Source organism: Streptomyces sp. NPDC007875 (genome assembly GCF_042868035.1).
Taxonomy (GTDB): Bacteria; Actinomycetota; Actinomycetes; order Streptomycetales; family Streptomycetaceae; genus Streptomyces; species Streptomyces antimycoticus.
The window spans coordinates 1-25,742 of record NZ_JBIADZ010000011.1 but is presented as its reverse complement, the minus strand read 5'-3'; the positions used below and the strand labels follow the sequence as shown (position 1 = coordinate 25,742).

Genomic DNA, 25,742 nt, shown 5'->3' with positions numbered 1-25,742 from the left:
CGCTCGGCGGTCCGCCGGGGCCTGCCGTGGCCGATAACGTGCGTGTATGACGACTGCATTGATTACCGGAACCACCGCGGGCATCGGGGCCGCCTTCGCGGGCCGGCTCGCCGCCGACGGGCACAATCTGGTGCTCGTCGCACGCGACGAGAAGCGGCTGCGGGAGCAGGCGGCGGATCTGCACGACCGGCACGGCGTGGAGGCCGACGTGCTGGTGGCGGACCTGTCCGAGGATGACGGGATCGCTGCGGTCGAGGCCCGGCTCAGGGACCGCACCCATCCGGTCGATCTACTCGTCAACAACGCCGGTTTCGGCAACCGCGACCGCTATCTGGAGGTGCCGATCGCCGATGAGCTGCGGATGCTGAAGCTGCACTGCGAGGCGGTACTGCGGCTGACCAGCGCGGGCGCCGAAACGATGCGCAGCCGCGGCCGCGGCGGGGTGATCAACGTGGCGTCGATCGCGGCCTTCTTCCCGCGCGGAACGTACGGGGCGAGCAAGGCGTGGGTCGTCCAGTTCACGCAGGGCGCGGCGAAGGACCTGGCGGGCGCGGGCGTACGGCTGATGGCGCTGTGCCCGGGGTTCGTCCGTACGGAGTTCCACGCGCGAGCGGGAATCAAGCGGGACAGCGTGCCGAGCTGGATGTGGCTGGACGCGGACCGGCTGGTCACGGCGGCCCTGAAGGATTTCGCCCGGGGCAAGTCGCTGTCCATCCCGGACCCGCGCTACAAGGCGATGACAAGCCTGGCCAAGCTGGCCCCACGCTCGGCCCTCTCCACCCTCTCCTCCAAGGTCGGCCGCCCCCCGGCGAAGGCATAGTCCTCCCGGGATTACCCACCCCGAAACCGCACCAGCGCCCCCGGGGCCGCACACGGAACGGACGGGCTCCCTGGGCCACCGGCGGGGGGCCGCAAGCGACGGGACGGGAGGGGCCGCACCCCACCCGGCACCCGGCCCCGGGGACGAATACCGAGTGCGGACCGTGGGCGCCTGGGGCGGAAAGCCCCCCACCCCGCCCCTTCCCGAAACGAGGGACTCCGCCCCTCGCCCCCGCCGGGACTCAGCCCCGGACCCGCTCCTCAAACGCCGGAGAGGCTGAACTCCCACCACCGGCGGGGAGCCACGAGTGAGACGGGAGGGAGCCGGGTCGCAGGGGCGGTGTCCTGGACGCTTTCGCATATGTGTGGCGCCAACCCCCGGCCCACCCCACGCCCCCGGGCACCGGCCCCGTAAATATGCGGTCCAGGGCGCCGCACCGGAGGCCCCGCCCCCGGCACACCACCCACGCACCCGCACACGCCACAACGCCGGCGAACAACGAAGGCGCGGCCGCCCCCAGGGCGGCCGCGCCTTCGCACAGCAACGGCGTGGCAAAACGCCAGTGCGTCAGTGCGCGTGACCGTGGCCGTGGCCCCCGGCCTCAGCCTCTTCCTCGGCCGGCTTCTCGACCACCAGCGTCTCGGTGGTGAGCAGCAGCGAGGCGATCGACGCCGCGTTCTCCAGCGCGGAGCGGGTGACCTTGACCGGGTCGATGACGCCGGCCTTCACCAGGTCGCCGTACTCCTCGGTGGCCGCGTTGTAGCCGTGGCCCTTCTCGAGCTCGGCGACCTTCGAGGTGATGACGTAGCCCTCGAGACCGGCGTTCTCGGCGATCCAGCGCAGCGGCTCGACCGCGGCGCGGCGGACCACCGCGACACCGGTGGCCTCGTCGCCCTCGAGGCCCAGGCTGTTCTCCAGCACCTTCGCGGCGTGGACCAGCGCGGAGCCACCACCGGAGACGATGCCCTCCTCGACCGCGGCGCGGGTCGCGGAGATGGCGTCCTCCAGACGGTGCTTCTTCTCCTTGAGCTCGACCTCGGTGGCCGCGCCCACGCGGATCACGCAGACGCCGCCGGCCAGCTTCGCGAGCCGCTCCTGCAGCTTCTCGCGGTCCCAGTCGGAGTCCGTGGCCTCGATCTCGGCCTTGATCTGGTTGACGCGGCCGGTGACCTCGTCGCTCTTGCCGCCACCGTCGACGATCGTGGTGTCGTCCTTGGTGACGGTCACGCGGCGGGCGGTGCCCAGCACGTCCAGACCGACCTGGTCCAGCTTGAGGCCGACCTCTTCGGCGATGACGGTGCCGCCCGTAAGGGTGGCGATGTCGCCGAGCATGGCCTTACGGCGGTCACCGAAGCCCGGGGCCTTCACCGCGACGGCGTTGAAGGTGCCGCGGATCTTGTTGACGACGAGGGTCGAGAGGGCCTCGCCCTCCACGTCCTCGGCGATGATCAGCAGCGGCTTGCTGGCGTTGGCCTGGATGATCTTCTCCAGGAGCGGCAGCAGGTCCTGGATCGAGGCGATCTTGCCCTGGTGGATCAGGATGTACGGGTCCTCGAGGACGGCCTCCATCCGCTCCTGGTCGGTGACCATGTACGGCGAGAGGTAGCCCTTGTCGAAGGCCATGCCCTCGGTGAAGTCGAGCTCCAGTCCGAAGGTGTTGGACTCCTCGACGGTGATGACACCGTCCTTGCCGACCTTGTCCATCGCCTCGGCGATCAGCTCGCCGACCTGCTTGTCCTGCGCGGACAGCGCGGCCACGGCGGCGATGTCGGACTTCTCGTCGATCGGGCGGGCGGTGGCCAGCAGGTCGTCCGAGACGGCCTTGACCGCCGCGTCGATGCCCTTCTTGAGGGCGGCCGGGGAGGCGCCGGCGGCCACGTTCTTCAGGCCCTCGCGGACCAGGGCCTGGGCCAGCACGGTCGCGGTGGTGGTGCCGTCACCCGCGATGTCGTTGGTCTTGGTCGCCACCTCCTTGACGAGCTGGGCGCCCAGGTTCTCGTACGGGTCCTCGACCTCGACCTCGCGGGCGATCGTGACACCGTCGTTGGTGATGGTCGGAGCACCGAACTTCTTGTCGATGACGACGTTGCGACCACGGGGGCCGATCGTCACCTTGACGGTGTCCGCAAGCTTGTTGACGCCGCGCTCGAGGGCGCGACGGGCGTCCTCGTCGAACTTCAGGATCTTCGCCATGAGTTGCGTATGTCCTCTCAAACGAACCGCGCCCCGACCCCGGTTTCAGACGCGGGCACCGGGGCGCGGCTCATAGGCAAAACTTCGGTGATTACTTCTCGACGATCGCGAGGACGTCGCGAGCCGAGAGGACGAGGTACTCCTCGCCGCTGTACTTCACCTCGGTGCCGCCGTACTTGCTGTAGAGCACGACGTCACCGACGGAGACGTCGAGCGGAAGGCGCTTGCCATCCTCGAAGCGGCCCGGGCCCACGGCCAGGACGACGCCCTCCTGGGGCTTTTCCTTGGCGGTGTCCGGAATGACCAGGCCCGAAGCCGTGGTCTGCTCGGCGTCGAGCGGCTGGACCACAATGCGGTCCTCGAGCGGCTTGATGGCAACCTTGGAGCTGGTGGTCGTCACGATCCGACCTCCCCCTTCGGAGATCTCACGGGGTCAACTGTCTGAGGTGGCGACCAGGTGGATCCGTCGTCGCGGGTGCCGGACCTGCCCGTCGCTGTATCCCTTGGCACTCATCGGTCCCGAGTGCCAGCCTCGACATTATGACGCGGTTAGCACTCAGTCAACTAGAGTGCCAAGCGACGTGGTGGCGCCCCCCCGCTCGCCACCTCATCACCGCCTTACGGCCGCCGCGCTCCGGGGCCGCGGGCACTCCGCGCGGCCCAGCCTCGCTCCAGGGCTCCAGGCCGTCTGCGCAGCCCCTTCCCCCAGGCGCCGTCACACATAGTCCTCCAGTCGCCCGATCGTGAACCCCTGGGCCTGGATCGCCCGCACCAGCCCCGTGATCATGTCGGTCATCGACTGCCCCTCCAGCTGCTCCGGCCCCCGGAAGTGCGTGAGGATGATGTCCCCCGGCAGCAGATGGTCGCCGGAGCGGTAGGCCAGGCCGTGGGTCTCCATCTCGGCGCGCCACAGCACCACCGTCCGCGCCCCGCAGAAGCCCGCCGCCCGCAGCGTCGTCTCGTCGTACTCCCCGAAAGGGGGACGGAAGAGGCGCGGCTGTTGACCGAAGCGGTTCCCCAGGATGTCCCGCTGGCCGCAGATCTCCCGCACCTGGTCGTCGTAGGCCATACCGGCCAGGCTGGGATGGGTGAGGGTGTGGTTCTCCATGGGGTTGCCGAGCCGGCGCAGCTCGTCGAAGTAGTCGTAGTGGTCGCCGATCACGTTGTCGGTCAGGAACGCGGTGAACGACAGCCCGAGCTCGCGGGCCTGCTCCACGAAGCGCGGGTCCTTCTCGATCCCGTCGTCGATCGTCACGAAGACCACCCGCTGGTCGGTCGGCACCTGCCGCACGATCGGCGGCAGCCCCCACTGCTGCGGCCCCGACCGCCCGAGCGCGGGCTTGACGGCGGGCGGGGCCGGAGGCCGCTCCAGCGGCCGGTCCAGCCCCCAGCGGCGGTAGGCGTCGGACGCGCCCACCGGGGCCGAGCGCGGCAGCGCGGAGGCCGTGCCGGACGGCCCCGCGGGGGTGGACGCCGAGGCGTCACCGGAGCCCGGCGGCAGGTCCGGGAACGCGCCGCCCTGGGCCTCGCCCTCGTACCCCGGACCGGACGACGCCGGTGGCCGCGGATCCGGCTCCCGTCCGGACGGCGGCTGCGAGGGCGACGGCGGGTCGTCCAGCCGGGAGGCGAGGGAGGCCGGCGGCATGGGAGCGCCGTGGCGGGAGCCGGTGTACGGCTCGGTGGCGGCGCCGAGGGATCCGCAGGCCGTGAGCACGGCCGCCGCGCCGACGAGAACCAGACAGCGAGGAAAACCAGTCTTGATCATCATCACATAAGTGATCTTCGGTCCAGAGGCGTGCAGCTGCGCGCCCTACGCGGGCGAATGCGCTCGCGGGAGCGGGGAGAATGGGCCATGTGGACGTTGACGCCTTCGACTCACTGCTCGGCGACGAGGGGCAGGCGCTGCTCTCCGGGCTCCGCGACTACGACCCGGCGAAGGAGCTTGCCACCGCGACGCGGCTGCGCCGAGACCACCCCCCGGCGCTGGTCTCGGCGGCCCTGACCCAGGCCACGCTGCGGCAGCGGGCGGTGGCCAAATTCGGCCCCGAGGACGCGCACCGCATGTACTTCACGCCGAACGGCGTCGAGCAGTCCACCCGGACCTCCGTCGCCGCGTACCGCGCCGCCCGCTTCGCGGAGTTCGGTGTCCGCCGGATGGCCGATCTGTGCTGCGGCATCGGCGGCGACGCGATCGCGCTCGCCCGCACCGGGATCTCCGTACTCGCCGTCGACCACGACCCGCTGACCTGCGCCGTCGCCCGCGCCAACGCCCAGGCGCTCGGCCTGGCCGAGCTCATCGAGATCCGCTGCGCCGATGTCACCGACATCGACACCCGGTCCTTCGACGCGGTCTTCGTCGACCCGGCCCGGCGCGGCGGCCGGGGCCGCGTCTTCGACCCCGAGGCGTACTCCCCGCCCCTCTCCTGGGCCATCGAGGCCGCCCGCACCACCCCGCGCGCCGCCCTCAAGATCGCCCCCGGTGTGCCGCACGAGGCGGTCCCCGAGGACGCGGAGGCCGAGTGGATCTCGGACCACGGCCAGGTGAAGGAGGCCGTCCTGTGGTTCGGCACCGGCCGCCCCGGGCTGCGCCGCGCCACCCTTCTGCCGAGCGCCCACTCCCTCGTCGGCACCCCCCATCTCCCCGCCCCCGAGCCCGGCCCGGTCGGCCGCTGGCTCTACGAGCCGGACGGGGCCGTCATCCGCGCCCATCTCGTCGCCGATGTCGCGGCCCGCGTCGGCGGCCGGCTGATCGACCCGACGATCGCCTACATCACGACGGACGAGCTGCGCCCGACGCCGTTCGCCACCGCGTACGAGATCACGGATGTGCTGCCGTTCAACCTGAAGCGGCTCAAGGCGCTGCTGCGGGAGCGGGAGGTCGGCATCGCGACCATCAAGAAGCGCGGTTCGGCGGTCGAGCCGGAGCAGCTCCGCAAGAAGCTCCGGCTCGAGGGCGGGAACGCCTGCACCATCGTGCTGACGCGCTCGAAGGGCTCCCCCACGATGCTTCTGGGACACCCGGCCTAACACGGCCACAGCCGCCGAGAAAGATCGAGGCCGAACGGAAGTTGCGGAATTTCCCTAAACCCGGTTCCCGTTCATGAGGCCGCTCGCAACCGGGGCGTTAGGGTCAACGCGTCGACGCGACAGCGTGTTCGGTCCCGACGAAAGAGCGTGTGAGTATGACGGCATCCGCCACCGAGAGCGGCGCCAAGCGAACGTTCACCGTGCGTGCCGGAGAGGCGAGCGGTGACCGCATACGGCTCAGCGTCTACGACATGCTCATCGGCCCGGTCTATACCCCGCGTGCCTTTTTCTACCGGGAGACGCTCGACGGCGAGGCGCTCCGCGCCTCCCTCGGCCGGACATTGCGCAACTTCCCGATCCTTTCCGGCCGCATGAAGAGAGATCCCGACGGCGGCCTCAGTGTGCTCTGCGACGATGGCGGTGTGCGCTTCGTCGAGGCACACGCATCCGAGCCCATGCCGGACTACGGGCCTCGCCATACGGCGAAAAAGGGGCTGGAGCGCCATCTCAGTCACGCCATGCCCTTCTGGGTGGTCGACCGCGATACACCGCTTTTCACGGTGAAGCTCACCCATATGAAGGGCGGGGGCTCCATCCTGGGCCTCACGATGAACCACGCCGTGGCCGACGGGTCCAGCTATATGAGCTTCCTGGAGAGCTGGGTGCGCGAGCACCGGGGCCTCGGATACCCCAAGCCCAGCCACGACCGCGGCGTCATCGACGCACTCGGCGCCTCCGCCACGGGTGACGCCCGCATGGGCAGTGCCCATCTCACGATCATCGGGCGGGGCCAGAAGTCCGCCTTCATCGGCCGCGCCCTGATGGGCAGCCTCGGCAACGTGACGACGGTGACCACCCGCTTCACGGCCGCGGAACTGGTCACCATGAAGGACACCGCGATGGCCGACCTCGCGGGCACGGAGCGGTGGGTGTCGACCAATGACGCGCTGACCGCCCATCTGTGGAAAGTGCTCGGCGAATTGCGTGACCGCCCCGACGCGAGCGAGGAAAGGCTCGGCCTCATCGCCGACTTCCGTTCGTTCGCCGGCGAAGCCATACCGGATGACTACTGGGGCAACGCCGTCACCAACACCCGGCCCGGAATGACCGCGGCCGAACTGCGCGCCCGCCCGCTCGGCGAGGTCGCCGCGGCGGTCCGCGCGGGCCATGCCGAGAACACGGAGGAGAGAATCCGCGAGGAAACGGCGTTCCTCTGTGCCGAACGCGATGCGGGACGCTTCAAGCGCGTCATGAACACCATGGGCCTGGACGCGTTCGACAGCACCATCGCGATCAACAACTGGTCGAAGCTCCCCTTCTACCGCATCGACTTCGGCCAGGGCGCCCCGTTCTGGTACGACTTCACCTCGATCCCCATTCCCTGGACCGTGCACATAGCGCCGACCCCGGCCGACCAGAACGGCGCCCGCGATGTGCATATGGCACTGCCCCGCACCCAGGCCCGGGCCCTTCAGGAGCCGTCCTGGGTGAGCCGATTCCACCGTTACGCGGAGTCCGGCGAGACTTTTCCGCTGACTTTCATGGACGCCAAAGCCGAGCGGTGAGGAAAGCGGTACGGAAGTCCGCGCGACCATAAAACGCCGAGGCTAACCCTCGTCGTCCTCCTCCTTGCCCGCGAGCTCGAACCAGACCCCCTTCGCATACGTGCCGACCGCGTCCCCCTCCGCCGTCCCCCACGCGTCGGCCAGGGCCGCCACCAGTCCGAGGCCGCGGCCGCGGAGACGATCGCCCTCGGGGAGGCGTGCGGCGGTGGGGAGTTCGGCGGAGGCGTCGTAGACCAGGACGCGGAAGCGGGGCGGCTCGATCACCACGCGCAGCATCAGGGAGTCGCCCTCGGCGTGCAGAAACGCGTTGGTGGCCAGCTCCGAGGTGCACAGCGTCGCCGTGTCGACCAGTTCCTCCTGCCCCACGGAGTTCAGGACGCAGGCCACGAAGTCCCGGCAGACCTTGGGGGAGGTCGCGTGGCGGCTGCTCTGGAGGGTGTAGACGTACGGGTCCCTGGAGGGAACGGGCGGGCGGCGTGGGGGACGGTCGTCGGACTCGTGATCGGAATCCATGGGGCAACTCCCTGTGAGGGGGCCGACAGCGCGCGTACCGTTACGGCGATCAACGCGCAGTAGCGGCAACGGCACCTACGGTAGAGGTCTCCACCTAACTAGTGCCACCAGATCGCCGAAATTAGTGAGTAGATAGACCCATTCGTGGCCACGCGCCACACTGGGTGACGACCCACGAGGAAGGCAGGCATGGCTTCGAGGACCACCATCACGGCACGTCAACGCCGACTTGGCACGGAGCTTCGGAGGATGCGCGAGCACGCGGGTCTCACCATCCAGGAAGCGGCCGACCGGCTGGGCACCAACCGCTCGCATGTCACCAACATGGAGCTGGCCCGGTTCGGCGTCAGCGAAGAGCGCGTACGCACACTCGCCGCCAACTACGCCTGCCCGGACAAGGCATACGTCGACGCGCTGGTAGCGATGGCGACCGAGCGCAAGCGTGGCTGGTGGGAGGAGTACCGGGGGACACTCGGCGCCGCCGGTCTCGATCTGGCAGAACTGGAGTACTTCGCCACGAGCCTGCGCGTCGTGGAGCTGATGCACATCCCTGGACTCCTGCAGACCGAGGACTACGCCCGGTCGGTGCTGAGCACGGCCGTCCCCGGCTGGTCTCCCACGGAGCTCCGCCGAAGACTCTCCCACCGCATGAAGCGCCGGGACATCCTGGACCTGGACGATCCGCCGCCCTGCACATTCATCATCCACGAGACCGCGCTCCGCGTACGGTTCGGCGATCAGCGCGTGATGCGCGCGCAGCTCGACAGCCTGCTGGAGTCCTCGGACCGCCCGAACGTCTCCGTTCGGGTCGTCCCGATCGCGGCCGGAGGATTCCATGTCGCGGGCATCTCCGTCACCTACGCCACGGGTCCGGTGCCGCAGTTGGATACCGTTCAACTCGACGTCGCGCAAGACGCGGCGTTCCTCGACGGGGAGTCCCAGCTTCTGAACTACCGGGCGGTCATGGACCGGACCGACGAGCTGGCGTTGTCAGAGAAGGAGTCACGTGACTTCATCCGCGAGACCGTTCAACAGATGTGAGGGCGAAAGAATGTCCGAGGCCAACTGGCGCAAGTCTTCCTACTCCGGCGCGGGGGACGGAAACTCCTGCATAGAACTCGCCCTCATAGGCACGACCGTCGCCCTCCGCGAGAGCGACGACCCCCGCACCGTCCTCGCTACGACCCCCGCGAAGCTGGGAGCCCTGCTCCGGTCCATCAAGGCGGGCGAGCTCGATCACCTCGCGGCGGTACCGGAGGCGTAAAGGACCTACGTCCAGGGGACCAGGTGCGGCCCCCACCATGAGCGGAGGCCGGTGCCGGGGCTGCGACGTTACGGTCGGCAGTATGGAACCGGCCCGCATCGACCTCGATCTTGACGCCTATCTGGCCCGTATCGGCTGGACCGGCGACCGGCGCCCCGCGCCCACCGTGGAGACGCTGCGGGCGGTGCATCGAGCGCACCTCATGTCCATCCCGTTCGAGAACCTCGAGCCCCTCCTCGGCTCGGCCCCCTCCCTCGCTCTCCCCGACCTCGAGGCCAAGCTGGTCCGCAGTCGGCGCGGCGGTTACTGCTACGAGCACAACACGCTGCTGACCGCCGCCCTCACCGCGCTCGGCTTCGGCGTCACCGGGCTCTCCGGCCGCGTCCGGGTCGGAGCCGCCCCCGGGACGGTCCGTCCGCGCACCCACATGCTGCTGCTGGTCGAGATTCCGGGCGAGGAGCGGCGTTACGTGGCCGATGTGGGCTTCGGCAGCATCGGCAGCCTCCTGGAGGCCGTGCCGCTCGTGGCGGGCACCGAGTTCCTCGACGGCACCCGGCGCCATCGCTACGTCCGCGAGCCGCACCCCGGCGGGCTGGAGGACCTGTGGGTGTTCCAGGCGTTCCTCGACGGCTCCTGGCAGGACCAGTACGCCTTCACCCGGGAGCCCTGCCACCCGTCCGACTACATGGTGATCAACTGGTACGTCGCCACCAGCCCGCGCTCGCCCTTCCAGCACAGCCTCTACGTCCAGCGCACCACCCTGGACCGCCATCTCTCCCTGTCCGGGCGGACCCTCGTCGAGACCGGCTCCGACGGCACCCGTAAGGAGCGCCAACTCGCCGACAGCGACGAGGTGCTGGGCGTTCTCGCCGCCGACTTTTGCATTGAATTGCCCCCGGACACGGTCCTGCCGGACTGACCTCCGGTAAGAAACTCCGGGCGACTCTCCACACCGGCCCCGGTCATGGCACGATCATCCCGCGACTGGGCCGATGGGAGGATGGCAGAGACGGATGGAACATGAGTAAAGACAAACTGTCCGTATCGGACCAGGATCTGTCGGATCTCATCAAAGACCTTGAGGGAATGCTCAGTTACCTCGAGGAACAGATCGAGCGTCTCGGCCACCTGAAGCAGTCGGTCGACCCGGACGACCACAAGGGGCCCGCCGCCGCCGCGTACAAGAAGCTGGAGCGCGACGCCTATATGGACGCCGTGCGGATCAGGCAGCTACTGACCCGCATCGAGGAGGCGGCCAAGCAGCGCGGGGAGAGCCCGAACGAGCGGTACGAGGAGCTGCGGCACCGCTTTCAGTCACTGCAGAAGCCGTCGTCGTAGAAGCCGTCGTCGCAGGGGGAGCCGGGACCGGGCGTGTCCGGAGCGTAGCCATCCGGAACGCCGGTGTCGGAGCGGAGTTCGCGGCTGACCAGGCGGTAGTAGTCGATCGCCTTGGCCATGCCGAGCGCCCCGGCGACCGCGAAGACGATGCCGATACCGGCGACGGTGCCAAAGCTCTCCGTACCGATGTCCGCGAAGGCGGCGAACCCGCCCAGCGCCAGCCCGAGGCAGGTCAGCACGATGGACGGGCCCAGCCAGAGGAGCGCACCGCCGGAGACGCGCCAGTGCGGCAGCGTCTGGGGGTCACGCTCCAGCTCCGCCCAGTCGCGGAGGCACGCGCCCACGAAGACGTCGCGCCGGATGCCGGATGCCACCCCGAGGCTGGAGGGGACCGTGGCGCCCAGGGCGAGACCCAGGAAGATCACGCCCAGCACGTGCTCGATGATCTCGCCCTTCACCAGGAACTGGAACCCCGAGACCGCGAGGCTCCACCCCAGCGCGAAGACGAGCGTGGACAGCCACAGCAGCAGCGCCCGATGCGGCGCCAGGTACCACCGCGCCAGCGCCCCCATCGCCCGCGCCCGCTCCTCCAGCAATCCGGCGCGGTCCTTCCACGGCCGCTCGTCCGGGCCGGGCGGCGGTGACGGAAGCTCGATGGGGGGCGTCATGACGTCCTTCCTCATGGCACTCATGGCACTGCTGGCACACACGTCACTCGTGGCACTCACAGCACAGCGGGTTACGCCGACGCAGTCTTTCAGTTCGCGCGGTCATTCCTCATGCGAAGCCCCCGCTTGACCTTCTCACTGATGTGAGGGTTTCACGATGCCCATCAAGCGAACCGAACCGCCGCACCACACCTATGAGGTGAGCTCTGATGGACAACCAGCTCTTCGACTACAGCCCCCTTGTCGAGCGCGCACCGATCCACTGGCCGGACGGCGCCCGCGTGGCCTTCTACGTCGGGCTGAACGTCGAGCACTACCAGGTCGACCGCCCCTCGACCAGTATCTTCCCCGACACCAGGGCGCTGGCACCCGACCCGCTGAACTACGGGTGGCGGGACTATGGGCCCCGGGTGGGCATCTGGCGGCTGATCGAGAGCCTGGACCGGCACCAGGTGCGGGCGAGCGTGATGCTCAACTCCGATGTCGCCGAGCGCTACCCCCAGATCATCCGGGCCGGCCGCGAGCGGAACTGGGTGTGGGCGGCGCACGGCAAGAACAACTCGATTCTCCAGGCGGACATGGCGCCCGAGGAGGAGCGCGCCTACCTCACCGAGGTGATCGACACCATCGAGAAGGCCACCGGCAGCAGACCGCGCGGCTGGCTGGGACCGGCGCTGACCGAGACCTTCCGGACCCCGGAGCTCCTGGCCGAGCTGGGGCTGGGGTACGTGCTGGACTGGGCCAACGACGACCAGCCGTACCGGCTGAACGTGCCGGGCATGCTGAGCGTGCCGTATTCGATCGAGGTCAACGACGTCCAGATGTTCGTGGGCAAGAGCCTCAGCGGGCCGGACTTCGTCCGGATCGTCAAGGACCAGTTGGACCAGCTCTACGCCGACGCGGCCACCAGCGGCCGGGTGATGTCCCTGGTGCTGCATCCGTTCGTGATCAACCAGCCGTTCCGGCACAAGTACGTGGACCAGGCGCTGGAGTACGTCGTGAACCACCCCGGGGTGTGGGTGACGACCAGCGACGAGATCGCCGAGCACTACGCCCGGACGGTGTGACGGCGGGACGACGGGACGGTGTGACGGCGGGACGGTGTGACGGCGGAACGGCGGAACGGCGGAACGGCGGAACGGCGGAACGGCGGGACGGCGGAACTCAACAAGGAGGGCGCGACCATCGCGGTCATCACCCACGACACTGAGATCGTCGGCCTGCTGCCCCGGCAGGTGCGGATCCGCGATGGCGACATCGTCCAGGACACCGCTCACGACCAGGGGCACGCGCATACCCCCGGCCACGTACCGGGCGAGGCCCGGTGAGGCGGCGGCGGTCGGTACTCAAACCGGCCCGTCTGACACCACTGGACATCCTGCACACCGGGATGGCCGGGATGCGCAACCGCCCGATGCGCGTCGTGCTGTCCACCCTGCGGGGCAGCATGCGCAGCGGCACCTGGCTCAACGCGGCCACCGGCAAGTACCTCTCGGTGGTGCTCGGTGACGTCGCGGCTCAGCGCCTCGGCATTACCGAGCCCGGCCGGCGGGTCTACATCGACAACGAGTACTTCACCGTCCTCGGCATCCTCGACGAACTGCCGTTGCCCCCCGAGGTCGCCCGCTCCGCCCTGGTCGGCTGGGAGGTCGGACAGACGCGACTCGGCTTCGACGGCCGCCCGACCACCTGGTCGGCGGAGTCGGCGTCGCCAACACCATGATCATCTCAGTGCTGGAGCGCCGCTACGAGATCGGCCTGCGCCGCTCCATCGGCGCGACCCGAGGTCAGATCCGGGGCCAGTTCGTCACCGAGTCGCTGCTGCTGTCCGGACTCGGCGGTCTCGTCGGCATCCTCCTGGGCGCCGCCGCCACCGGCGGCTACGCGATCAGCAACGGCATTCCCCGGGTGATCCCGCCGTGGACGATCGGCGGCGGTTTCGGCGCCACCCTCATCATCGGCACCCTCGCGGGCCTGTATCCAGCGGTCCGCGCTTCCCATCTGTCCCCGACCCTCGCCCTCCACGCGACCTGATCCAGGCCGCCCCCGCCGAGTCCTCTCAGGCAGCCGTCACCCTCGCAATCCCCGCTGATGTGGGCGTGACATGTGCTGATGTGGGCGTGGCATGTGACGACAACTCCTAGCGGGAGAGGAGCTCCCGCAGCGCCTTGGCGATGTCGGCGGGTGCCTCCTCGGCCATGAAGTGCCCGTAGCCGACGGTGCGGTGCTCCAGGTCGTCGGCCCAGGCGCGCCACACCGCCGCCGCGTCATAGCCGAGTGCGGCGCCCCAGTCCTGCTGGAGCACGGTGACCGGCATCGTCAGCCGGCGCCCCGCCTCCCGGTCGGCACGGTCGTGGTCGGCATCGACACCGGCGGAGGCACGGTAGTCGGCCACGATCGAGGGCACCGCGGCGCGGCAGGCGTCCAGATAGGCGGTGCGGACCTCGGCGGGGATGGCCCCCGGGTCGCCCGCCCACAGGTCGAGGAAGTGGCCGAAGAAGTCATCGGGGCACGCGGCGATCATCCGCTCGGGCAACCCCGGGGGCTGGGCCATCAGATAGAGGTGGAAGCCGACCGCGGCGGTGGTGCCGCGCATCACGTCCCACATGTCGAGGGTCGGCAGCACGTCCAGGCAGGCCAGGTGGGTGATCGCCGCGGGGTGGTCGAGGCCCGCCCGGAAGGCGACCAGGGCGCCGCGGTCATGCCCGGCCAGGGCGAAGCGGTCATGGCCGAGGGCGCGGGCCAGCGCGACGATGTCGGCGGCCATGGTGCGCTTGGCGTAGGCGGCGCCGTCGGCATGGGAGTGGACGTGGGCGTCGGCATGGGAGTGGGCGTCGGTGTCGCCGTCGGCGGCCGGTTTGTCGCTGGCACCGTAGCCGCGCAGGTCGGGGCAGATCACGGTGTGGTCGGCCGCGAGGTCGGCGGCCACATGCCGCCACATCAGGTGGGTCTGCGGGAAGCCGTGCAGCAGCACGAGGGGGCTGCCCGAGCCCGCGACGGCAGCGTTCAGGGACACGCCGTCGGCGACGGGGACGCGCCGGTAGTCGAAGCCGGGGATGACAGGGGCCATGGTTCCGCCGTTTCTGTGGATGGTCGTGGTGATCAGGTGTGACCAGGTGTGACCAGGTGGCTGTCAGCCTGCCGGGTGCGGATGAGCATCCGATCAGCGCGCTACGGTGACCGCATGCGGGTCGGGTTCGGGGTGCTGGGGCCGGTGGTGGCCTGGGACGCCGACGGGCGCGCCATCGCGCTGAAGGGGCCACGGCACCGCGCCGTGCTGGCCCGGCTGATCGTCGCCCGCCGTCGCGTCGTACCCGTATCCCGGCTGGTCGACGACCTGTGGACGGAGCCGCCTCCGGCGGCGGTCGGCGCGGTGCGTACGTTCGTGGCCGCGCTACGCCGCGCCCTGGAGCCGCAGCGCCCGCCCCGCACCCCGGCCCGGCTGCTGGTCACCGAGGGGCCTGGATACGCGCTGCGCGCCGATGTGGACGCGGTGGACGCCTGGCGCTTCGAACAGGACGTGGCCGCCGCCGCGACCCTGCCGCCGGACGGCGCGCTGCCCCGACTGGAGGAGGCGCTGAGCCGGTGGCGCGGGCCCGCGTACGTGGAGTTCGTCGACGAGGACTGGGCCCGGGGTGAGCGCTCCCGGCTGGCGGAGCTGCGGCTGCACGCCGTCGAACGGCAGGCGGAGGCCCGGCTGGCGCTGGGCCGGGCCGCCGAGGCGGTGCCGGACCTGGAGGCGCATCTGGCCGAGCACCCCTGGCGCGAGGGCGCCTGGCGGGCGCTGGCCCTCGCGCTGTACCGCACCGGCCGGCAGGGCGACGCGCTGGCGGTCCTGCGCCGGGCCCGGGCGCTGCTGGTCGAGCAGCTGGGCGTGGACCCGGGCCCGGAGCTGCGCCGCCTGGAGACGGACATCCTGGGCCAGGCGCCCCACCTCGACCCCGCCACGGCCCGGGGCGGGGCGGCCGCCCAGGTATGGGCGGAAGCGGCCGCCGCCTACGACCGCACCGTGGCCTCCGGCGCACGGGCTCGTCTGGAGTCCACGGTCGGCCTGCTCCGCGACCTCTCGATGACCGGAGGCGGCGGTCTGCGGACGGCCCGGCAACAGCGCGTGGCCGCGGTCGCGGCGGCGGAGGAACTGGGCGACCCGGAACTGACCGCCCGGGTGATCGGCTCCTACGACGTCCCGGCGATCTGGACCCGCCTGGACGACCCGGAACAGGCGGCGTCGATCGTCGCCGCAGCCGAACGCACGTTGGCCGCGCTCGCGGCCGGTGTCGGGCCGACGACCGGGCCCGGGGCTCCGGGCGAGGCGGCACCGCCTCATGAGGCGGTGCGGGCCCGGCTGTTGGCCACGATTGCCGTCGAGTCGCGTGGTGGTCGCTCCGAACGTGGCCGCCAGGCGGCTCGGCAGGCCGAGGAGATCGCCCGGCGGCTGGACGATCCCGCACTGCTGGCGTTCGCCCTCAACGGCATCTTCATGCAGACCTTCGACCGCGCGGGGCTGGCACCGCGCCGGGACGCGACCGGGGCCGAGCTGATCGCCCTGTCGGCCCGGCACGGCCTGGTCACCTTCGAGGTGCTCGGCCATCTCATCCGGCTCCAGGCCCGCAGCGCGCTCGCGGACTTCGCGTCGGCCGACCGGCACGCGGCCGCCGCCGACCGTCTGGGCGAGCGCCATGAGCGGCCGCTGGTCAGCGTGTTCACCGAGTGGTACCGGGCGCTGCGGCTGGCCGCGACGGGGCAGACGGCCGAGGCCGAGGCGGCCTACCGGGACGCGGCCACACGGCTGGACGGCGCCGGGATGCCCGGTCTGGAGCACGGTCTGCTGCCGCTCGCGCTGCTCTGTCTGCGCGTGGAACAGGGGCGGCCCGCCCCGACCGACGCGGACCTCGACTGGGGGCCGTACGGGCCCTGGGCCCGCCCGCTGGTGCTGCTGGCCCGGGACGACCGCGCCGAGGCCGCGGCGGCGCTACGCGCGGTCCCGGAGCCGCCCCGCGATCTGCTGCTGGAGGCCCTGTGGTGTCTCACCGGCCGGGCCGCCATCGCCGTCGGCGACCGGGCGACGATGGCACGCGCCCGCACCGCCCTTGCCCCGGCGGCGGCGGAACTGGCCGGGGCGGGCAGCGGACTGCTCACCCTGGGCCCCGCCTCCCGGCACCTGGCCGATCTCACCGATGCCCTCCGGGGAGGGTGAGGGCGTGGCCGGGGGCGGTACGGCCGGGAGCCGGTACGGCCGGGGCGGCTCGGCCCGCGACGGCACGCCCCGGGACGGCATTACGGCCAGGGCGCGGGGTACGCCGGGGCACCCGGTACGGCCGAGGACGGCACGGCCGGGGCGCACGGTACGGGCGGGGCGCACGGTACGGGCGGGGCGCACGCTACGGGCGGGGCCGCACAGCCAGGGCATGCGGTAGGGCCGCGGGCCGTACAGCCAAGGCGCGCCGCACAGCCAAGGCCGCCGTACAGCCCAGGCGCGGGGCTCCGCCAAAGCGCGCCGCACACGCACAGCCCAGGCGCGGGGCACAGCCAGGGCGGCCCGTGCGGCTCAGCTCTCGTCCGTGACCGCCTCGAAGCGCCAGCGGTGCACCGCGCGCCGGACCAAGTCCTCCCCCGGCTCCGGGAGTTCCGGCAGGCCCGGCGTGTCGTAGGCACCGTCCCACCAGGTGATGACGAGGACGCGGTCCTCGGGCGCGCGGAAGGTCTCGCGGCGCAGCGGGGCCGGGTCGAGGGGCTGGCGGGCGGCCCAGGCCAGCAGTTCCTCGCCCTTCCCCGCCACGGCTCGGGCTTCCCACATCAACGCGACGGTCATGCGTACAGGTTCTTCCGGCTCAGCTCGTGCACATGGTCATGAGAGTGACCGTGGGAGTGGGCGTGCGCGTCCGGGTCCGGGACATGCGGATCGGTCACCGGAAGCGAGGAGTCCGCCGACAGGTCCCACGCCGAAGCGGACCGTCCCCGCGCCACCATCTCCGCGCCGAGCGCCGCCACCATCGCCCCGTTGTCCGTACACAGCTTCGGCCGCGGCACCCGCAGGGTGAGCCCCGCGTCCTCGCAGCGGCGTTCGGCCATGGCCCGCAGCCGGGAGTTGGCGGCGACGCCGCCGCCGATCATCAGATGCTCGACGCCCTCGTCCTTGCACGCGCGGACGGCCTTACGGGTCAGCACGTCCACGACCGCCTCCTGGAAGGAGGCCGAGACATCGGCGACCGGGACCTCCTCGCCCGCCGCCCGCTTCGCCTCGATCCAGCGGGCGACCGCGGTCTTCAGCCCCGAGAAGGAGAAGTCGTACGCGGCGTCCCGTGGACCGGTCAGCCCGCGCGGGAAGGCGATCGCGTCCGGGTCGCCCTCGCGGGCGATGCGGTCGATGACGGGGCCGCCGGGGAAGCCCAGGTTCAGCACCCGGGCGATCTTGTCGAACGCCTCGCCCGCCGCGTCGTCGATGGTCGAGCCGAGCGGACGGACATCTGAGGTGATGTCGGGCGCGAGGAGCAGCGAGGAGTGGCCGCCACTCACCAGCAACGCCATCGTCGGCTCGGGCAGCGGCCCGTGCTCCAGCTGGTCGACGCAGATGTGCGAGGCGAGGTGGTTGACGCCGTAGAGCGGCTTGCCGAGGGCGTAGGCGTACGCCTTGGCGGCCGAAACGCCGACCAGCAGCGCGCCCGCGAGCCCGGGGCCCGCGGTAACGGCGATGCCGTCGAGGTCGGAAGCGGCGACCCCGGCCTCCTTCAGGGCACGCTGGATCGTGGGGACCATAGCCTCCAGATGGGCGCGGCTGGCGACCTCGGGGACGACGCCGCCGAAGCGGGCGTGCTCGTCCACGCTGGAGGCGACGGCGTCGGCGAGGAGCGTGTGGCCGCGGACGATGCCGACGCCGGTCTCGTCGCAGGAGGTCTCGATGCCGAGGACGAGGGGTTCGTCAGCCATGGGTCTCGGTTCCTTGTACTGAGGTCGCGGGGTTCGCGGAGTTCGCTGTATTCACGGGGGGCGTGGTGGTCTCGGTCGACGCAGCAGTCTCGGGGGACGCGCTGGTGCCAGGAGGTACGCCAGTCTCAGGGGACACACCCGTCTCGCTGTCCGCGGCAGTCGCCATGCCCGCCGTCGTGACACCCGGCGCCGCCGGGTCGGACAGCCGCATGACCAGGGCGTCCACATTGCCGGGCTGGTAGTAGCCCCTGCGTATGCCGATGGGCTCGAAGCCGAAGCGTTCGTACAGCCGCTGCGCGCGGGCGTTGTCGACCCGCACCTCCAGCAGTACCTCACGGCATTCGAACGCGGTGGCGGCCGTAAGGAGGTCGGTGAGGAGGCGGGCGCCGAGGCCGGTGCCCCAGTGGTCGCGGGCGGCCGCGATGGTCTGGACGTCGCCGGTGCGGTCGAAGACGGCGAGCCCGGCGTATCCGGCCAGCCGGGGCCCGCTCTCCGCCACCACATAGTGCCGGGTGGCGTCCCGGCCCCGGGCGTGGGCGAGCTCGGACCAGAACATCCCCCGCGACCAGGCGTCCTCGGGGAACAGCTCCTCTTCGAGCTCCATCACCCGGTCCAGGTCCCACCAGCGCATCTCGCGCAGCGTCACGGTCGCGCCGCTCACTTCGGGGTGACCACCTTGTAGTTGGCGGGCACCTTGGCGTCGGGGCGGCGCAGATACAGGGGCCGGGGCGGCGGCAGCTCCTCGCCGCGCGCCAGCTTCTCGGCGGCGAGCGAGGCGAGCGCCCCGGCCGACTGGTACTCCGGCATCCCGGGCGGTACGTCGGCGAAGGCCGCCGGGTAGAGCAGCGCGCCCGCGCCGACCGCGGGCAGCCCGGCGACCCGCTCGGCGAGCTCGGCGGGGTGGTCGACAGCGGGCTCGGTGACGCGGGTCCGGGCGTCGTCGTAGCGCGCCCAGTAGACCTCCTTGCGCCGCGCGTCCGTGGCCACGACGAAGGGGCCGTCCAGACCGGCCCGCCCGGCGGCGTACGCGATCCCGTCCAGGGTGCACAGCCCGTGAACGGGGACGCCGAGGGCCGAGCCGAAGGTGGCCGCGGTCACCAGGCCCACGCGCAGACCGGTGTACGGGCCGGGGCCCGCCCCGACGACGATCTCCGTCACCGCGGCCAGCTCGGTACCCGCCTCTTTCAGCGTCCGGTGCACGGCGGGCAGCAGCAGCTCGCCGTGGCGCCGGGCGTCCACGTCCGAGGACTCGGCGATCACTGCGGAGCCGTCGTGCAGGGCGACGGTCACGGCGGGGGTGGCGGTATCAAGAGCGAGCAACAGCACGAGAACAGCCTACGGCGCGCCGGGAGGTCGTTCTTTCGTACCGACCTTTCGTACCGACGGTGGAACAGCTCGGTCACCGGTCGGCCGGAGCGCGGCGGGGCGGTGGGCGCCGGTGCTACCGTCACCGTAAGTGTGTACGGGCCGTCAGCACGTACTGACCTCAGGAGAGGGTTGCCGCCGTGCCAAGGAGCAGTACCGGGCCAGCTGTGGCCGTACTCACCGCCGCCGCGCTGGGCGTCGTCGGGTTCCTCGGCTACCAGGCCGCCGCGACCGCGCCCGACCATCCGACCCAGGCCCGGCCCGGGTCGCACGCCGCCGAGTCCAAGAAGAAGGGCAAGGACGACGCGGGGTCGAAGCAGAAGTCCACCGCCCTTCCGGCCGGCTCCGGCACCGGCGTACGGGTCGTCTACGCACTGGGCGACAAGCGGGTCTGGCTGGTCGGTGCCGACGGTAAGGCCACCCACACCTTCCGGGTGGGCCCGAGCCCGGCCAGCCCCGACCCGGGGACCTATTCCGTGACCTCGCGCAACAAGGGCGGGGTCGGATCGGACGGAGTGCAGGTCGAGCACGTCGTCGTCTTCCACTCGGAAGGGGGGGTCGTGTTCGGTTTCAGCGCGGCGGTGGACGGGTCGATGCCGGACCCGAACGCGCGCAAGCGGACCGGGGCCGTCCGGGAGAGCCGGGCGGACAGTGCGGCGATGTGGGAGTTCGCTCAGGTGGACACGAAGGTCGTCGTCATCCCGTAGTCCGGTAGCCGAGTAGTCCCGTAGCGGAGATGACGCAGCCGCGACGGGCGCTACGCCGCGTCGCGCTCCTCGTCGTCCGCCTCGTGCTCGGACTCGGGCTCGGGCTCGGCTGACGCGGGCGTCTCGGCGGACGCGATGGTCTCCTCCTCGGCCGGCCGCGGGGGCGTCGAGACCGCGCTCGCCGCCGCACACGCCGCCAGGAGCTCCGACATCGACGGTGACCGGTCCTCGCGCGCGCCGGTCCCGGCCACGGGGTCGTGGGCCGACATGGATGCCTCCTGAGGGTGCTGGGGCAGTCGAGCGGAGTTAGGCAGACCTAACCCACGCTTTCTCCCCCCATGTGACCACGGGCGATGCCCGGAATGCAACAGCATGCCGACGGCTTGTCGGAAACTACCCGGCATCTGCACGCGAGCTCTACCCGGCGACAACTGCACGGCTGGGCCACCCCGCGGCGCTACCCCCGGCGCTACCCCGCGAGCGACGCCAGGTCCTCCCCCGCCCAGCGGGGGCCGACGCCCGTCACCACCACGTCCCGTACGTCGTCCACGTCGGCGGCCATCGCGTCCGTGACCGCCATGTCGCTGCCCACCGTCCGCTGGATCACCACATGCAGCCGGTTCTCCGCCAGCCCTTCGACCTTCCCCTCGCCCCACTCCACGGCCACCACCGAATCCGGCAGGGAGACGTCGAGGTCCAGGTCCTCCATCTCGTCGAGGCCGCCGTTCAGCCGGTAGGCGTCGACATGGACCAGCGGCGGGCCGTCGCCCAGCGAGGGGTGCACCCGGGCGATCACGAAGGTGGGGGAGGTGACGGCGCCACGAACGCCGAGGCCCTCGCCCAGGCCCCGCGTCAGGGTCGTCTTGCCCGCGCCGAGTTCACCGGTGAGCAGGACCAGATCGCCGGGGCGCAGCAGCTTGGCGAGTCTGCGGCCCAGGTCCCGCATCTGGTCGGGAGAGGTGACGGTGATGCGCGTGCCTACGTCCATACTCGCCGATGGTACGGGCACCAAAAGGCCGGTGCGGACCGGTACGAACGCCCCGGCCGGGCGGTCGGACAGGCCAAGCGGGGCTCCGCCCCTCAGCCCGACACGCCCCGCTTCGCCCGGTCGCCCGCCCCGTCCACGGCCTGCGACAGCAGCTCGGTCAGATGGCCGTTGACCACCTCGGGATGCTCGAGGATCACCAGATGCCCGGCCTCTTCGAGGATCACCAGCTCAGCCCCGGGCAGCAGCTCCGCGATCGCCTCGCTGTGTTCCATCGGGGTGATCAGGTCCTTGTCGCCCGCGAGCACCAGCACCGGCCGCCCGTCGAAGTGCGGCAGCGCGGCCGCCTTGTCGTGGGCGATGAACGCCGGGTAGAACTCCGCGACCACATCGATCGGCGTCGCCTCGATCAGTCGCTCGGCGAACCGCGCGACCCCCGGGTCCACGTCCTTCGAGCCGAACGAATAGCGCTTGATCAGCCCCGCGAAGAGATCGGCGGTGGCCCGCCGCCCCCGCTCGACCAGGTCGGCCTGCCAGCCCAGCGCCTTGAGCAGCCCCGGCAGCACCCGCCGCACCGCGTTCACCCCGACCACCGGGAGGCCGAAGCTGACCTCGCCCAGCCGACCCGCCGAGGTGCCGATGAAGGCCGCGCCGATCACGCGCTCGCGCACCAGCTCGGGGTACTGCGCGGCGAGCGCCATCATCGTCATCCCGCCCATGGAGTGGCCGACCAGCACCAGCGGTCCCTCGGGCGCGGCCGCGTCTATGACCGCCTTCAGATCGCGGCCGAGCTGGTCGATGCTGATCGCCTCGCCGTCCGCCTGGGCGCAGCCGCGCGCCGAGCGGCCGTGGCAGCGCTGGTCCCAGTAGACGGTGCGGACCACCTCGCGCAGCGCGGAGCGCTGGAAGTGCCAGGAGTCCTGGCCGAGGCAGTAGCCATGGCTGAAGATTATGGTGACGGGAGTGGGGGTGCGGCGCCCGAACCGCCGCTTGCGCCGCGGCGAGGGCGCAGCGGCGTTCTCCCGCACCTCTTCGACCTCGTAGTAGAGCTCGGTGCCGTCGTCGGCGACCGCCGTGCCCGGGGTGCCGCGCAACGTGCCGTACGGGCCCTCGGCGTCCAGTGCGAGGCGCGCCTTGCGTCGTACGCCGCGGCCGACCGTCAGCCGCTCCAGCGCGACGCCCGCGGCCGCCCCCGCCGCGAGCACGCCGATCGTGGCTCCCGCGAATCCGGCGCCCCGGCGCCAGCTCACGGCTGTGGCCCCCGCCGCGACTCGCGTCGCCATCTCTGCCGTACTGCCGGCCGTGCTCTCGTCGCCCATGGTCAGTTCCCTGTGCCCCCGTCCTCACCTACATAAACGCGGGGGATCCGGGCCGAGATTCGCGTCACGATCTCATAGGCGATCGAGCCCACGGCACGTGCCCAGTCCTCGGCGGTCGGCTCGCCCCGGTCACCCGGACCGAACAGCACCGCATCGTCCCCCGGGGCGGCGGTGTCCCCGCCCAAGTCCACCACGAACTGGTCCATGGCGACCGTGCCCGCGATGGTCCGCCACTTCCCCGCGACCAGCACCGGGCCGGTGCCCGAGGCATGTCGCGGAATGCCGTCCCCGTACCCGACGGGCACCAGCGCGAGGGTGGTCTCGCCGGGGGTCACATAGCGGTGCCCGTAGGAGACGCCGTGCCCGCCCGGCACCCGCTTGACGGAGGCGAGCGCGGCGGAGAGCGTCATCACCGGCCGCAGGCCGAAGTCGGCCGCCGCGCCGAGTTCGGGGCTCGGGGAGATGCCGTAGGTGGCGATGCCGGTCCGGACCAGGTCGAAGTGGGACTCGGGCACGGTCAGGGTCGCCGGGGAATTGGCCAGATGGCGCACCTCCGGCCGCAGCCCCGCCTGTTCGGCGTGCGCCACCATCTCGCGGAAGACCGACAGCTGGGCGCCGATGGACGGATGGCCCGGCTCGTCCGCGCAGGCGAAGTGCGACCACAGCCCCGTCACCCGAATGGCCCCTTCCGCCTCGGCCGCGCGGGCCTCGTCGACCAGGGCGGGCCAGTCGGCGGGCTGGCAGCCGCTACGGCCGAGCCCGGTGTCCGCCTTGAGGTGGAGCCGCGCCGTACGGCCGCATGCGCGCGCCGCCGCGACGGCCTCGCGCAGCGCCCACAGCCCGCTGGCCGAGACGTCGATGTCCGCCTCGATCGCCTGCCGCCAGGGGCCGCCGGGCGTCCACAGCCAGCACATCAGCCGGCCCGTGTCCCCCGCCGCCCGCAGCGCGAGCGCCTCCTCCGGTGTGGCCGTGCCCAGCCAGCTCGCGCCCGCCTTACGGGCGGCGCGCGCGCACGGGACCATGCCGTGGCCATAGGCGTCCGACTTGACCACGGTCATCAGCTCGGCCGTGGGTGCCGCGTCGCGCAGCGCCCTCACGTTGGCCCGTAGGGCGGCCAGATCGACCACGGCACGGGCGCGCATCGGTGTCTCGTCCATCTCCGTCAGTCTCTCAGGCCGATCAGCCCACCGGAGTGTGTGCTTCCACGCACGGAGTGCCCTCTGTTCGGGAGACTAAGAGCATGAGGATTGCCTACAGCGTGGAGACCGTAAGGGCCGCCGAGCGCGAACTGATGGCGCGGCTGCCCGAAGGAGCGCTCATGCAGCGCGCGGCGGCGGGGCTCGCGGCCGCGTGCGCCGATCTGCTGGGCCGGGTGTATGGCTCCCGGGTGGCCCTGCTCGTCGGCAGCGGCGACAACGGCGGTGACGCGCTCTACGCGGGCGCCCGGCTGGCCCGGCGCGGCGCGGGGGTCACTGCGGTGCTGCTCAACCCCGACCGGGCGCACCCGGGCGGGCTCGCCGCGCTGCGGGCCGCCGGGGGACGCACGGTTTCGGCCGAGGGCGGTCAGGCCGGCGCTGACGGGGGCGAGGCTGCCGTGGCCCGCGCCGATCTCGTCATCGACGGAATCGTCGGCATCGGCGGCAAGGGCGGGCTGCGGCCCGACGCGGAGCGGCTGGTCCGGGCGGTGCGCGGCATCGCCGTCGCCGTGGACCTGCCCAGCGGGGTCGACGCCGACACCGGCGAGGTGCGCGGCTCCGCCGTGCGCGCGGACGCCACGATCACCTTCGGCGCGTACAAGCCGGGGCTGCTCATCGACCCTGCCCACATCCACGCGGGCGCCCTGCGGCTGATCGACATCGGCCTGGACGCCCATCTTCCGGCCGACCCCGACGTGGAGGCGCTGCAGCATGAGGACGTGGCGGCGCTGCTGCCCCGGCCCATGCCCGAGAGCGACAAGTACCGGCGCGGCGTGGTGGGCGTCGTCGCGGGCTCCGCCCGCTACCCGGGCGCGGCCGTGCTGGCCGTCTCGGGCGCGCTGCGGGGCGGTGCGGGGGCGGTGCGCTACGTCGGCCCCGCGGCCGACGACGTCATCTCGCGCTTCCCCGAAACCCTCGTCCACACCGGGCCCCCGGCCAAGGCGGGCCGCGTCCAGTCGTGGGTCGTCGGCCCCGGCCTCGGCGACGGCGCGGCGGCCAAGCACTCCCTGGACGACGTCCTCGCCTCCGACGTCCCGGTCCTGGTCGACGCCGATGGGCTCCACCTGCTGCCCACCGGGAGCGACCTGCGCAAACGCGAGGCGGCGACCGTCCTCACCCCGCATGCGGGCGAAGCGGCGGCGCTGCTCGGCGTGAGCCGCGAGGAAGTCGAGTCGGGCCGTCTCGCCGCCGTACGGGCCCTGTCCGAGCGCTACGGCGCGACCGTGCTCCTGAAGGGGTCCACCACGCTGATCGCCGCCGAACACCAGCCGGTGCGCGTCAACCCCACCGGCACCGGCTGGCTGGCCACGGCGGGCAGCGGCGACGTGCTCTCCGGGCTGATCGGCTCCCTGCTCGCCACGGGCCTCCCCGCCCGCGATGCCGCCTCCGTCGGCGCCTACCTCCACGGCCTGGCCGCCCGCCGCACCACGACCCCGCATGGCGCCCCTATCGCCGCGTATGACGTCTCGACGGCGCTGACCGACACATGGCGGGACGTGCTGGCCTGAGGGTTTCGCTGGATGCGGGTTCCGCTGAGTGCGGGTTCCGCTGAGTGCGGGTGCGGGTGCGTTGTGGCGGGTGCGGGTGTGTTGTTCCGTGTGCGGGTGCGTGGGGGGTGCGCCCGCTGTTCGTGGTGGGTGCCGGGGGCGGGGCCTCCGGTGCTGCGCCCTGGACCGCATGTTTACGGGGCCGGTGCCCGGGGGCGTGGGGTGGGCCGGGGGTTGGCGCCACACATATGCGAAAGCGTCCAGGACACCACCCCTGCGACCCCGCCCCCTCCCGTCTCGTCGGCGGCCATCCGCCGGTGGCACCGGCCCCGGCCAGGTTCCGGACCGCCCGGTGGCGAGTGCCGGGC

General features: G+C 71.9%; 24 protein-coding genes and 3 pseudogenes. 13 read left to right on the top strand and 14 right to left on the bottom strand.

Features of this window, described 5'->3' with window-relative positions:
* The first annotated feature begins 46 nt into the window (after positions 1 to 46).
* On the top strand, positions 47 to 820 hold the full coding sequence (locus ACFYOY_RS23315) for an SDR family oxidoreductase (RefSeq protein ID WP_351896734.1): 774 nt from the start codon (positions 47 to 49) through the stop codon (positions 818 to 820).
* Between the two features lie 567 nt (positions 821 to 1,387).
* On the opposite strand, the gene groL is transcribed toward ACFYOY_RS23315, so the two are convergent.
* The 3 genes from groL to ACFYOY_RS23300 all read right to left on the bottom strand — a co-directional run bounded on the left by groL (position 1,388) and on the right by ACFYOY_RS23300 (position 4,781).
* Positions 1,388 to 3,013 carry a chaperonin GroEL gene (gene groL / locus ACFYOY_RS23310; protein WP_093463918.1) on the bottom strand — a complete coding sequence of 542 codons (1,626 nt, stop codon included), beginning with the start codon at positions 3,011 to 3,013 and terminating at the stop codon, positions 1,388 to 1,390.
* A 91-nt stretch (positions 3,014 to 3,104) separates the two neighbouring features.
* On the bottom strand, positions 3,105 to 3,413 hold the full coding sequence (gene groES, locus ACFYOY_RS23305) for a co-chaperone GroES (RefSeq protein ID WP_014054228.1): 309 nt from the start codon (positions 3,411 to 3,413) through the stop codon (positions 3,105 to 3,107).
* 315 nt (positions 3,414 to 3,728) lie between these two features.
* Positions 3,729 to 4,781 carry a polysaccharide deacetylase family protein gene (locus ACFYOY_RS23300; RefSeq protein WP_388589262.1) on the bottom strand — a complete coding sequence of 351 codons (1,053 nt, stop codon included), beginning with the start codon at positions 4,779 to 4,781 and terminating at the stop codon, positions 3,729 to 3,731.
* A gap of 77 nt (positions 4,782 to 4,858) precedes the next feature.
* Here ACFYOY_RS23300 and ACFYOY_RS23295 point away from each other — a divergent pair, with 77 nt between their 5' ends.
* Together ACFYOY_RS23295 and ACFYOY_RS23290 are read left to right on the top strand one after the other, a co-directional pair.
* A complete protein-coding gene (locus ACFYOY_RS23295) occupies positions 4,859 to 6,040 on the top strand; it encodes a class I SAM-dependent methyltransferase (RefSeq protein ID WP_351896720.1) in 1,182 nt (393 codons plus the stop codon).
* Between the two features lie 155 nt (positions 6,041 to 6,195).
* Positions 6,196 to 7,605 (top strand): acyltransferase, encoded by a 1,410-nt coding sequence (locus ACFYOY_RS23290; protein WP_351896713.1) that lies wholly within the window; start codon positions 6,196 to 6,198, stop codon positions 7,603 to 7,605.
* A 42-nt stretch (positions 7,606 to 7,647) separates the two neighbouring features.
* Here the strand turns inward: ACFYOY_RS23290 and ACFYOY_RS23285 are convergent, their stop codons facing one another.
* Positions 7,648 to 8,118 carry an ATP-binding protein gene (locus tag ACFYOY_RS23285; protein WP_351896708.1) on the bottom strand — a complete coding sequence of 157 codons (471 nt, stop codon included), beginning with the start codon at positions 8,116 to 8,118 and terminating at the stop codon, positions 7,648 to 7,650.
* Positions 8,119 to 8,307: 189 nt separating this feature from the next.
* On the opposite strand from ACFYOY_RS23285, the gene ACFYOY_RS23280 reads away from it, so the two are divergent.
* The 4 genes from ACFYOY_RS23280 to ACFYOY_RS23265 all read left to right on the top strand — a co-directional run bounded on the left by ACFYOY_RS23280 (position 8,308) and on the right by ACFYOY_RS23265 (position 10,720).
* Positions 8,308 to 9,159 carry a Scr1 family TA system antitoxin-like transcriptional regulator gene (locus ACFYOY_RS23280; protein ID WP_351896704.1) on the top strand — a complete coding sequence of 284 codons (852 nt, stop codon included), beginning with the start codon at positions 8,308 to 8,310 and terminating at the stop codon, positions 9,157 to 9,159.
* 10 nt (positions 9,160 to 9,169) lie between these two features.
* Complete coding sequence (locus ACFYOY_RS23275) at positions 9,170 to 9,382, top strand: DUF397 domain-containing protein (RefSeq protein ID WP_351896697.1); 213 nt, start codon at positions 9,170 to 9,172, stop codon at positions 9,380 to 9,382.
* Between the two features lie 82 nt (positions 9,383 to 9,464).
* Positions 9,465 to 10,301, top strand: coding sequence for an arylamine N-acetyltransferase (locus ACFYOY_RS23270; protein WP_388589257.1), 837 nt, complete (start codon positions 9,465 to 9,467; stop codon positions 10,299 to 10,301).
* 101 nt (positions 10,302 to 10,402) lie between these two features.
* A complete protein-coding gene (locus ACFYOY_RS23265) occupies positions 10,403 to 10,720 on the top strand; it encodes a hypothetical protein (RefSeq protein WP_351896692.1) in 318 nt (105 codons plus the stop codon).
* Here ACFYOY_RS23265 and ACFYOY_RS23260 read toward each other — a convergent pair.
* Complete coding sequence (locus ACFYOY_RS23260; RefSeq protein WP_351896687.1) at positions 10,693 to 11,388, bottom strand: hypothetical protein; 696 nt, start codon at positions 11,386 to 11,388, stop codon at positions 10,693 to 10,695. The two genes, ACFYOY_RS23265 and ACFYOY_RS23260, sit on opposite strands and share 28 nt — an antisense overlap.
* Positions 11,389 to 11,597: 209 nt before the next feature.
* Here ACFYOY_RS23260 and ACFYOY_RS23255 point away from each other — a divergent pair, with 209 nt between their 5' ends.
* The 3 genes and pseudogenes from ACFYOY_RS23255 to ACFYOY_RS23245 form a co-directional block, all read left to right on the top strand.
* The gene (locus ACFYOY_RS23255; RefSeq protein WP_351896681.1) at positions 11,598 to 12,455 is read left to right on the top strand and encodes a polysaccharide deacetylase family protein; all 858 of its coding nucleotides are present in this window, start codon (positions 11,598 to 11,600) and stop codon (positions 12,453 to 12,455) included.
* A gap of 93 nt (positions 12,456 to 12,548) precedes the next feature.
* Positions 12,549 to 12,716 (top strand): annotated as a pseudogene (locus ACFYOY_RS23250) (ABC transporter ATP-binding protein); the annotation flags it as partial.
* A 95-nt stretch (positions 12,717 to 12,811) separates the two neighbouring features.
* A pseudogene (locus ACFYOY_RS23245) lies at positions 12,812 to 13,422 on the top strand (ABC transporter permease); the annotation flags it as partial.
* A gap of 106 nt (positions 13,423 to 13,528) precedes the next feature.
* Here ACFYOY_RS23245 and ACFYOY_RS23240 read toward each other — a convergent pair.
* A complete protein-coding gene (locus tag ACFYOY_RS23240; protein ID WP_351896676.1) occupies positions 13,529 to 14,458 on the bottom strand; it encodes an alpha/beta fold hydrolase in 930 nt (309 codons plus the stop codon).
* A gap of 114 nt (positions 14,459 to 14,572) precedes the next feature.
* Between ACFYOY_RS23240 and ACFYOY_RS23235 the strand changes: the two genes are divergently transcribed.
* Positions 14,573 to 16,585, top strand: coding sequence for a BTAD domain-containing putative transcriptional regulator (locus tag ACFYOY_RS23235; protein ID WP_388589252.1), 2,013 nt, complete (start codon positions 14,573 to 14,575; stop codon positions 16,583 to 16,585).
* Between the two features lie 351 nt (positions 16,586 to 16,936).
* On the opposite strand, the gene ACFYOY_RS23230 is transcribed toward ACFYOY_RS23235, so the two are convergent.
* From ACFYOY_RS23230 to tsaB, 4 genes and pseudogenes are all read right to left on the bottom strand, one after another.
* A complete protein-coding gene (locus ACFYOY_RS23230) occupies positions 16,937 to 17,200 on the bottom strand; it encodes a hypothetical protein (RefSeq protein ID WP_351896666.1) in 264 nt (87 codons plus the stop codon).
* The gene (gene tsaD / locus ACFYOY_RS23225; protein WP_351896659.1) at positions 17,197 to 18,315 is read right to left on the bottom strand and encodes a tRNA (adenosine(37)-N6)-threonylcarbamoyltransferase complex transferase subunit TsaD; all 1,119 of its coding nucleotides are present in this window, start codon (positions 18,313 to 18,315) and stop codon (positions 17,197 to 17,199) included. The genes ACFYOY_RS23230 and tsaD overlap by 4 nt, the downstream gene beginning before the upstream one ends.
* Positions 18,316 to 18,502: 187 nt before the next feature.
* Positions 18,503 to 18,946: pseudogene (gene rimI, locus ACFYOY_RS23220) on the bottom strand (ribosomal protein S18-alanine N-acetyltransferase); the annotation flags it as partial.
* Positions 18,947 to 18,972: 26 nt separating this feature from the next.
* Positions 18,973 to 19,641: a tRNA (adenosine(37)-N6)-threonylcarbamoyltransferase complex dimerization subunit type 1 TsaB gene (gene tsaB, locus ACFYOY_RS23215; RefSeq protein WP_388589248.1), complete on the bottom strand. Its 669-nt coding sequence runs from the start codon at positions 19,639 to 19,641 to the stop codon at positions 18,973 to 18,975.
* Between the two features lie 206 nt (positions 19,642 to 19,847).
* On the opposite strand from tsaB, the gene ACFYOY_RS23210 reads away from it, so the two are divergent.
* Positions 19,848 to 20,387 carry a hypothetical protein gene (locus ACFYOY_RS23210; RefSeq protein WP_388589245.1) on the top strand — a complete coding sequence of 180 codons (540 nt, stop codon included), beginning with the start codon at positions 19,848 to 19,850 and terminating at the stop codon, positions 20,385 to 20,387.
* A gap of 50 nt (positions 20,388 to 20,437) precedes the next feature.
* Here ACFYOY_RS23210 and ACFYOY_RS23205 read toward each other — a convergent pair whose 3' ends face one another.
* The 4 genes from ACFYOY_RS23205 to alr all read right to left on the bottom strand — a co-directional run bounded on the left by ACFYOY_RS23205 (position 20,438) and on the right by alr (position 23,848).
* The gene (locus tag ACFYOY_RS23205) at positions 20,438 to 20,656 is read right to left on the bottom strand and encodes a hypothetical protein (protein WP_351896642.1); all 219 of its coding nucleotides are present in this window, start codon (positions 20,654 to 20,656) and stop codon (positions 20,438 to 20,440) included.
* A gap of 200 nt (positions 20,657 to 20,856) precedes the next feature.
* Positions 20,857 to 21,375, bottom strand: a complete 519-nt coding sequence (gene tsaE, locus ACFYOY_RS23200) for a tRNA (adenosine(37)-N6)-threonylcarbamoyltransferase complex ATPase subunit type 1 TsaE (protein WP_351896636.1) — start codon at positions 21,373 to 21,375, stop codon at positions 20,857 to 20,859.
* A gap of 92 nt (positions 21,376 to 21,467) precedes the next feature.
* A complete protein-coding gene (locus tag ACFYOY_RS23195; RefSeq protein ID WP_351896630.1) occupies positions 21,468 to 22,691 on the bottom strand; it encodes an alpha/beta hydrolase in 1,224 nt (407 codons plus the stop codon).
* A gap of 2 nt (positions 22,692 to 22,693) precedes the next feature.
* Positions 22,694 to 23,848 carry an alanine racemase gene (alr, locus tag ACFYOY_RS23190; protein ID WP_351896625.1) on the bottom strand — a complete coding sequence of 385 codons (1,155 nt, stop codon included), beginning with the start codon at positions 23,846 to 23,848 and terminating at the stop codon, positions 22,694 to 22,696.
* Positions 23,849 to 23,931: 83 nt separating this feature from the next.
* Between alr and ACFYOY_RS23185 the strand changes: the two genes are divergently transcribed.
* Complete coding sequence (locus ACFYOY_RS23185) at positions 23,932 to 25,395, top strand: NAD(P)H-hydrate dehydratase (RefSeq protein WP_351896618.1); 1,464 nt, start codon at positions 23,932 to 23,934, stop codon at positions 25,393 to 25,395.
* The last annotated feature ends 347 nt before the right edge of the window (positions 25,396 to 25,742 follow it).

Excerpts from the sequence above, each read along its gene's own strand:
- ACFYOY_RS23315 (WP_351896734.1), top strand. The coding sequence starts at position 47 with ATGACGACTGCATTGATTACCGGAACCACCGCGGGCATCGGGGCCGCC.
- groL (WP_093463918.1), bottom strand. The coding sequence starts at position 3,013 with ATGGCGAAGATCCTGAAGTTCGACGAGGACGCCCGTCGCGCCCTCGAG.
- ACFYOY_RS23300 (WP_388589262.1), bottom strand. The coding sequence starts at position 4,781 with ATGATGATCAAGACTGGTTTTCCTCGCTGTCTGGTTCTCGTCGGCGCG.
- ACFYOY_RS23295 (WP_351896720.1), top strand. The coding sequence starts at position 4,859 with ATGGGCCATGTGGACGTTGACGCCTTCGACTCACTGCTCGGCGACGAG.
- ACFYOY_RS23290 (WP_351896713.1), top strand. The coding sequence starts at position 6,196 with ATGACGGCATCCGCCACCGAGAGCGGCGCCAAGCGAACGTTCACCGTG.
- ACFYOY_RS23285 (WP_351896708.1), bottom strand. The coding sequence starts at position 8,118 with ATGGATTCCGATCACGAGTCCGACGACCGTCCCCCACGCCGCCCGCCC.
- ACFYOY_RS23280 (WP_351896704.1), top strand. The coding sequence starts at position 8,308 with ATGGCTTCGAGGACCACCATCACGGCACGTCAACGCCGACTTGGCACG.
- ACFYOY_RS23275 (WP_351896697.1), top strand. The coding sequence starts at position 9,170 with ATGTCCGAGGCCAACTGGCGCAAGTCTTCCTACTCCGGCGCGGGGGAC.
- ACFYOY_RS23270 (WP_388589257.1), top strand. The coding sequence starts at position 9,465 with ATGGAACCGGCCCGCATCGACCTCGATCTTGACGCCTATCTGGCCCGT.
- ACFYOY_RS23265 (WP_351896692.1), top strand. The coding sequence starts at position 10,403 with ATGAGTAAAGACAAACTGTCCGTATCGGACCAGGATCTGTCGGATCTC.
- ACFYOY_RS23260 (WP_351896687.1), bottom strand. The coding sequence starts at position 11,388 with ATGACGCCCCCCATCGAGCTTCCGTCACCGCCGCCCGGCCCGGACGAG.
- ACFYOY_RS23255 (WP_351896681.1), top strand. The coding sequence starts at position 11,598 with ATGGACAACCAGCTCTTCGACTACAGCCCCCTTGTCGAGCGCGCACCG.
- ACFYOY_RS23240 (WP_351896676.1), bottom strand. The coding sequence starts at position 14,458 with ATGGCCCCTGTCATCCCCGGCTTCGACTACCGGCGCGTCCCCGTCGCC.
- ACFYOY_RS23235 (WP_388589252.1), top strand. The coding sequence starts at position 14,573 with ATGCGGGTCGGGTTCGGGGTGCTGGGGCCGGTGGTGGCCTGGGACGCC.
- ACFYOY_RS23230 (WP_351896666.1), bottom strand. The coding sequence starts at position 17,200 with ATGACCGTCGCGTTGATGTGGGAAGCCCGAGCCGTGGCGGGGAAGGGC.
- tsaD (WP_351896659.1), bottom strand. The coding sequence starts at position 18,315 with ATGGCTGACGAACCCCTCGTCCTCGGCATCGAGACCTCCTGCGACGAG.
- ACFYOY_RS23205 (WP_351896642.1), bottom strand. The coding sequence starts at position 20,656 with ATGTCGGCCCACGACCCCGTGGCCGGGACCGGCGCGCGCGAGGACCGG.
- tsaE (WP_351896636.1), bottom strand. The coding sequence starts at position 21,375 with ATGGACGTAGGCACGCGCATCACCGTCACCTCTCCCGACCAGATGCGG.
- ACFYOY_RS23195 (WP_351896630.1), bottom strand. The coding sequence starts at position 22,691 with ATGGGCGACGAGAGCACGGCCGGCAGTACGGCAGAGATGGCGACGCGA.
- alr (WP_351896625.1), bottom strand. The coding sequence starts at position 23,848 with ATGGACGAGACACCGATGCGCGCCCGTGCCGTGGTCGATCTGGCCGCC.
- ACFYOY_RS23185 (WP_351896618.1), top strand. The coding sequence starts at position 23,932 with ATGAGGATTGCCTACAGCGTGGAGACCGTAAGGGCCGCCGAGCGCGAA.